Origin of the sequence: Jhaorihella thermophila (assembly GCF_900108275.1) — a bacterium.
GTDB lineage: Bacteria > Pseudomonadota > Alphaproteobacteria > Rhodobacterales > Rhodobacteraceae > Jhaorihella > Jhaorihella thermophila.
In genome coordinates this window covers 1-6,501 of the sequence record NZ_FNVD01000044.1, presented here as the reverse complement: position 1 = coordinate 6,501, position 6,501 = coordinate 1, and the positions used below count along the sequence as shown (strand labels likewise).

General features: G+C 49.1%; 7 protein-coding genes. 2 read left to right on the top strand and 5 right to left on the bottom strand.

Annotated elements, in window-relative coordinates; all coding sequences use genetic code 11:
- Together C4S70_RS18045 and C4S70_RS18040 are read left to right on the top strand one after the other, a co-directional pair.
- A partial coding sequence (locus tag C4S70_RS18045; protein WP_146064268.1) for an IS66 family transposase occupies positions 1-401 on the top strand: 401 nt, incomplete at its 5' end.
- Between the two features lie 106 nt (positions 402-507).
- Entirely contained in the window at positions 508-759 is a 252-nt protein-coding gene (locus tag C4S70_RS18040) for a hypothetical protein (RefSeq protein ID WP_104009475.1), read from the top strand.
- Between the two features lie 22 nt (positions 760-781).
- Here C4S70_RS18040 and C4S70_RS18035 read toward each other — a convergent pair whose 3' ends face one another.
- The 5 genes from C4S70_RS18035 to C4S70_RS18570 all read right to left on the bottom strand — a co-directional run bounded on the left by C4S70_RS18035 (position 782) and on the right by C4S70_RS18570 (position 6,291).
- Complete coding sequence (locus C4S70_RS18035; protein WP_104009474.1) at positions 782-1,714, bottom strand: nucleotidyl transferase AbiEii/AbiGii toxin family protein; 933 nt, start codon at positions 1,712-1,714, stop codon at positions 782-784.
- On the bottom strand, positions 1,701-2,258 hold the full coding sequence (gene abiEi, locus C4S70_RS18030; protein WP_104009473.1) for a type IV toxin-antitoxin system AbiEi family antitoxin: 558 nt from the start codon (positions 2,256-2,258) through the stop codon (positions 1,701-1,703). The genes C4S70_RS18035 and abiEi overlap by 14 nt, the downstream gene beginning before the upstream one ends.
- A gap of 496 nt (positions 2,259-2,754) precedes the next feature.
- Positions 2,755-3,687 (bottom strand): IS5 family transposase, encoded by a 933-nt coding sequence (locus C4S70_RS18025; protein WP_104009472.1) that lies wholly within the window; start codon positions 3,685-3,687, stop codon positions 2,755-2,757.
- Between the two features lie 73 nt (positions 3,688-3,760).
- Positions 3,761-5,320, bottom strand: a complete 1,560-nt coding sequence (locus tag C4S70_RS18020) for a hypothetical protein (RefSeq protein ID WP_146064267.1) — start codon at positions 5,318-5,320, stop codon at positions 3,761-3,763.
- A 575-nt stretch (positions 5,321-5,895) separates the two neighbouring features.
- The gene (locus C4S70_RS18570) at positions 5,896-6,291 is read right to left on the bottom strand and encodes a hypothetical protein (protein ID WP_146064266.1); all 396 of its coding nucleotides are present in this window, start codon (positions 6,289-6,291) and stop codon (positions 5,896-5,898) included.
- Between the last annotated feature and the right edge of the window lie 210 nt (positions 6,292-6,501).

The window sequence follows — 6,501 nt, the reverse complement described above, 5'->3', positions numbered from 1 at the left end:
AAGAAAGGTCAAAGCCGGTCATCGGCGACTTCGAGACCTGGCTTACCACCCACCGCGCCCGCGTTTCTGCCAAATCCCCGCTCGGCGAGGCCCTCAAATACATCGCCAAATACTGGGACGGGCTGACCCTGTTCCTGAACGACGGCCGCATCGAGATCGATTCAAACACCGTCGAACGCGCCATCCGCCCCATAGCTCTAAACCGGAAAAACGCCCTCTTCGCCGGTCACGATGCCGGCGCCCAGAACTGGGCGATACTGGCGTCGCTGATCGAAACCTGCAAACTCAACACCGTCAATCCCCACGCCTGGCTGACCGGCACCCTCACCGCCATCATCAATGGCCATAAGCAATCCCGGATCGAAGAACTCCTGCCCTGGAACTACGCAAATCCAGTGTGACCAGCGCACCGCTTACGCTCAAGAGACAATCGAACCCAATGATAAATACGCAATTCTCCATACTGTAATTGCCTCTGCTTACAAGGTAGCTATTACAACAGGAGATATGAGCAAACTGGTTGGAATCCTCTCTGTGGTATCAAAGAAGGAAAACATTCCGTTCTTCATTCTAAACATATTTGACAGGGAGGAAGGTGTATCTACGAAGCTGACGCCAATCCCAGCCACAACTGTGGAAGAAGCGAGACGTATTGGAAAGACCATGCCAGAAGTGAAAATGCATGACGACTTTCGAAAAATGCAGGAAATGATCTTCGAAGCGAAAGAGCCAGTCTCTCCAGATATCAAGAAGCATTAAGCCAAAACCAATCTTCGACAACCTACATACGGAAGATGGGCTGCTGTTCATTCTGGTTGCTGTAGAGCAAGTTTCTTACGTTATTCAAGGCGGCTGACACCGTATCCGACAGGAACAACTTGAATCCATCCTGATCCAGGGTCCGGTTCAGAACACTTTGGGGCAGGAACCGTCGAATCTCGGAATCGAACGCATTGCTCTGAATAGCCTCAGAAAGCGATTCAATTCGACTCGACAGTTTTTCTTCGAAATCTGGAATGCCGTATTCTTCGATCTTTTTCTGAATCATCTCGCTACTAATAGTTTTCGCCTCCTTGTTGTATGTTTGCACAAGGAAGCCAATATCCCAGATGTCACGATGTCGAATATGGGATGTAACAGCAGGCAGAGACACCAGCTTGTCCGCCAAGATCTCCACAGGTGTTTCAACCGGAACCAAAAGTCCCGTCATGGATGGCGGAAGATGTTCATAATTCTTGAGGAGTTGCCTTACGGTCTTCGTCTGTGCAGACACATTGGCGATCTCCAGCTTGATCCTCTGGCGAGGAAGATCTCGACGCTCCGGTGCCGTTTCAATTGAAATCTGCCACGCGCTCACATTGACGCCACCCTCACTTTCCTTTTTCTTGGGCGCTTTCACGCGTACAGACAGCCCATACCGAGCTGTCAAGTAGGAGGATATCGTGTCAGCAAGACCGTCTACAACCGACTGGTCAAAATCGACACCACCAACAAAATCCAAGTCTTCGCTAAATCGGTTACTCCCATAAATCAGACGAAGACATGTTTCACCCTGGAAAACAAGATGTTTGAAATAACCACGTTGATGCATGGCGTTCAGAATGTCGTAATGGAGAATCTCTTTCTCTACGACAGGCAACAGACCAACAAGCTCACCGTCATTTTTGATGGTGGAATGAACCAAGTCCTGGAATTTAACCTTAGCCCTGCTCATGCATCAATTCCTCCAAATCCTCCTGGATAACCAGGTGAAGATTTCGTTTCACTCTTTTCAAATCAGCATATGCCTGTTTAATATTGGCGCGCGGAAGAAAACCACAAGAGAAATCGATGTTGTGGATGAAATTGGCCAGATTCTTGTGCGTTTGAGTGAAATCCACAACGCCCACACCATCAACAATATAACGACCACTCTTACCTGTTGTCATTACCGTAATAGTGTCGAGCAACTGCTGCGAAATAATACTGTGCGCAGACAAGACAGACTCAAGTGAAAGGTAACAAAATTCTCCGCGTCGCAGCACACAAGCAATGCGCTCTAGCAGATAACCATCTGAAGCCGTTTCAGCCATTGGACAAAAGAAAACCTTTGGGCTGACACGCTGCAAAAAACCAAGCTTCATCAGTCTTCCGGTCGTTGCGCGGAAGTTGCGCTCATTCTTTTCCGGAAGAAGAATGCGCAGATCCTCGATGTGAAACACATCTTTTCCTTTTTTTACTTGACCCTGGATCGCCTTCATAGCATCAGCCGTCTTCATGCGCAGACCTCTTCTACCCCATTATGACACATGTATATGTCATAGAGGGGTAGAGGACAACCATTTTCAGATCCAAACGCCCATTACCAAGGAGCGGGATCAAACGAATTAAATGTGATTGATATTATTGTTGAATTAAAGCTGCCCGAGACATGAATAAAATTCACTTACTCATATCTCCAATTCCCTTGCTTACATTAGCTTACATTATCAATCACACCGGGGTGTGATCTTGATGAGCAACAATATACACGAATGATTTCAGCAACAAATAAAAAAGCCAAGCTTGAGAAAACTATCGAGATAGTGTGATAAACTGGCAAAAAATGAAAGCACCCTCTTGAAAAGAATTGGAATGATAACCTTATAGATGTCAGGATATAATGCCTGGCGCATGATCTTCCTAAAAAGGGGGTCAAATTATAGTATTGCTTACAATAAGGGCTTTGTTACACAAATCGGGGCGAGACCGCACTTCCCCTTTCCCCGGACGGATTTATCCTACGGCCTCTGTGACAGGAATGCCAAGAGCGGTGTAGCGGTTCAGGACGGCGATGCGGACCTGGATTTCCGCGACCTGCCGATCAAAGTCTCTTGCCATCAGGGATTGGCCGAGAAGCTTGATGCAATTCATCTTGGTCTCGACACGGCTCCGGCGGCGGTATCCACTCCATCGTCGCCAGATGGCGCGGCCCAGGTATCGCGAGGCATTGACCGCTTCGTTGCGGGCGATGGCCCCCGGGGCCGTGGGCTTCCACGGTTTGGCGTTCTTTCGCGGTGGTATGACGGCGTGCGCGTTACGCGCGGCAATCGCGTCATGGCATTTGCGCGTGTCATAGGCCCCCTCTGCGGTCACCGATCCGATGTCCTGGTCGGGCGGGATCTGGTCGAGCAATTCGGGCAGCATCGGCGCATCACCGATATTGCTGGTGGTGACCTCCATGGCCCGAACCTCCAGCGTTTCCTCGTCGATCCCGATATGTATCTTGCGCCAGATGCGGCGTTTGGGACCGCCATGCTTGCGCGCGTTCCACTCGTCTTCGCCCTCGGCCTTGATACCCGTGCTGTCGATCAGAAGGTTCAGCGGACCGATTCCACCGCGATAGGGCAAGCTCACGGTCAGCGTTCCTTGACGGCGGCTGAGGGTGCTGAAGTCCGGCACCGACCAGTCCAGCCCGGCCAGTCGCAGAAGGCTCTGCACGAAACCGGTCGTCTGCCTCAGAGGCATGCCAAACAGCACCTTCATCGTCAGGCAGGTCTGGATCGCGGCATCGCTATAGCGCGGTTGCCGGCCGCGCTTCCCGGTCGGAGGCGGCCTCCAGGTCATCTCGGGATCGAACCAAACCGTCAGCGATCCGCGCCGCTTCAAGGCCTCGTTATAGGCCGGCCAGTTTGTGGTCTTGTATTCCGTCGGGGCCCAACTGCTCATGCCTTCCGACTATCATACTGGATTCGCCCAGTGAATCCCTCACATCATTTGTGCAACAAAACCGATACACGACCTACACACCATTGATCCCGAAGTCATACCCAAACAGGAGGGTATCCTTGATACTTGAGGATACAGGATAGAAGCCCATTTGAGCATGTATGACACCTCGTATCAGCATGGACAGCGCAACAGAGCTCTTGTTGGCGACTCCTTTATCAAGTTTTTGATACAAGGGAGTTTCTATCACAGGGCTTGCCTGGTTTGCTTCTATCCATATGGATCCAAATATCACGGATATAGACATCACACAGACAGTCAGGCCAACAAAACGGTGGCCCGGAAGTAGTCGACTACCCAGATAGGCCACTTTCATGATATGAAATATCCCACCTATCAAGGAAAAACAGAAAGCCACCAAGGGAACGAATGTATAACGTATCGCCTGAACCCCATCCTCATATTGAGAATAGTCTTGCTCGTAAGTCTTCGCACCGAACATCATAGTTTTATAGGAAAATTTCGCCCGCTTTTTCAGAGCAGGTTCCCAAAATTGAGATATGAATTGCTCTTTGCTCAAACCAGCCGGGAGCTTTATTTTCTCATCATATTCAAAAATAGGCAGTTCCCTATTCCACTCGTGTCTCACCTTGGGCAGGAGAGAGAATTCCGCCAAGTTCAATTTAGTAGGCAACTTATAGTCGCTACGGTAGTAGAAATTAAACACAGCGCGTTCTGCCCACTTGTTTACATCTCTCTCAAACTTCTCCCGAGCCTTCTCAAAAAACACACGCTTCCAGTATGGATTTTTGGGGTGCCATGTAATGGGAATATCAATTCCTTGGTTTGTCAGGTATACATACAAATTGGATCTCGCAAATGGAGGAATGTACCCGCTAGGATACTTTTTATCCAGAGCAGTCTGAATTGAATCCCAAAGAATTTGCGTGTTCTTGGGAACAACCTCTCGCATTTTATGTTCATATTCAGCAAGAATGGCATTGTGCTGTTCGAACAGTTTACGAGCGTAGGCATCTGCCTTCACATATGCGCTGTCATAGTAAACACCCGGATCACCAAGCTGGCGCTTCATAATACGGTAAACGACCGTCTCAAGATGAGGGGCGATCTTCTTATCCAGATCGCTGACATAAAGAGCCATTACTGGAAACACCGCCATGAAAGTTTTGTAATCCGGCGATGTCTTGTCCAGGTTGCCATTCAGCCCAGCAAGGTCTACATCTCCGTTTTGAACCCCGCTCGTCACGAATGAAAGAATTTTCGCTTTGCGCCTGGTTTCAGCATCCGATACATTTTCAATAGCACTCAAGATTCCGTACTGGATGGCGTAGGCAGCCATAAATCCAATTGTCGCCAGTTTAACGAGACGAAATTTCTGAAATTTGAATGACAGATCTTTGCGAAGATAGATACCCCACAAAGCTATCGTGATTGCGCACCCACTGATAATTCGACCCCAGAACTCGATCTGGTCAATATCGTCCTTGTTGGTGGTCGTCCCCACGACATCCAGCAATTTCGCGTTAAAGGAAAGCTCTACGATCAAGTAGAGAAGCGTAACCACAAAGAGAAACTTGATATTCCCCGTTTTCATTCCTTTCACCGTTTTCATTTTCACCCCCGTTTCAATCAAGCAAGTTGATCACAACCTGTTCCTGCTCGTCGTCTTGCGAAACTTTTGATCTTTGAACAGCAGGGGGAGGAGACGTATCTCTCTTGAGATCCGCGACTGGTGGGGGCGAAACAGCAGCCACCTTCACACTGGGTCGAGACGTCCGAGTCGGTGCCGAAGTAGATTGCCCCTTCTTTGCCGCCTGCACGCTGCCACCAGGGCGCTTGTATGATACCATCTGAGAAATGTCCGAAAGGGAAATCTGGACATATCCGTCCTCACGCAACCGCCTCATTTTTTCCTGAGCTGTCGGAGAAGAACAAGCGGATACTAGGAAGGTGGTAACAACAAGCATCATCCTGGCAACCTTGGATTTGGAAAGCACAGCGTGACTCCTTGTAGTTTTAGCAATACAACCATAGCACTGCATAAAACAAAGGCAATATCAAGGCGAAGAAGTAATTCGTGTCATATTTCAATTGCAGCATTAAAGCATCAATTGGTGTCCAAATATAATTACCCGCCATTTAGGCGGGTAATTATATTTCGCTTATCAAGGGGTTTAATTACTCAGCTTAACTGCACCCAGTTGTAGATCCGCAAGTGTTGCACTTCAAGCAGGTTCCATTACGAACCAAAGTGAAGTTGTTGCACTCCGGGCAAGGATCCCCCTCATACCCCTTCATTTTGGCTTCTGTTTTTCTATCAATGGTCAGAGTGGAGTCAACAGAGTCTCCACCAGCATTGCCATGTTGAAGACCAATAAGAGCGCCTGCCTTCACCTCCTCATTATCCTCGGGAAGAAGGCTGGTCTTGTCGAGACTGGCTGAAGCCTGCTTCTTGGGAAACTTCGAGCGCACGAGTCCAAAGGATGTCAGCTTTTCGATAATCTTGTCTGCATCCTCATCATCCAATGCCTCACGAGGTGGCACATGAGCAAGATCGGTGCGATCCATATAGCTGATGGCCAACTCCCGGAAGATGTAATCCAGAACGGAGGTTGCATTCTTGATGCTATCGTTCCCAACGACAAAACTGAGCTACTCCCCAATGTCTGGACAGTTTCCGGCTTGATTTAAGCTACTCTTTGCTCCTGCTGACCGGGTTGGGTTTCGTCTTTTCTCAGCCAGTAGACCACGGCTGGGGGTTTGCCGCCAAGGGCGGAATGGGGGCGCTTGCGG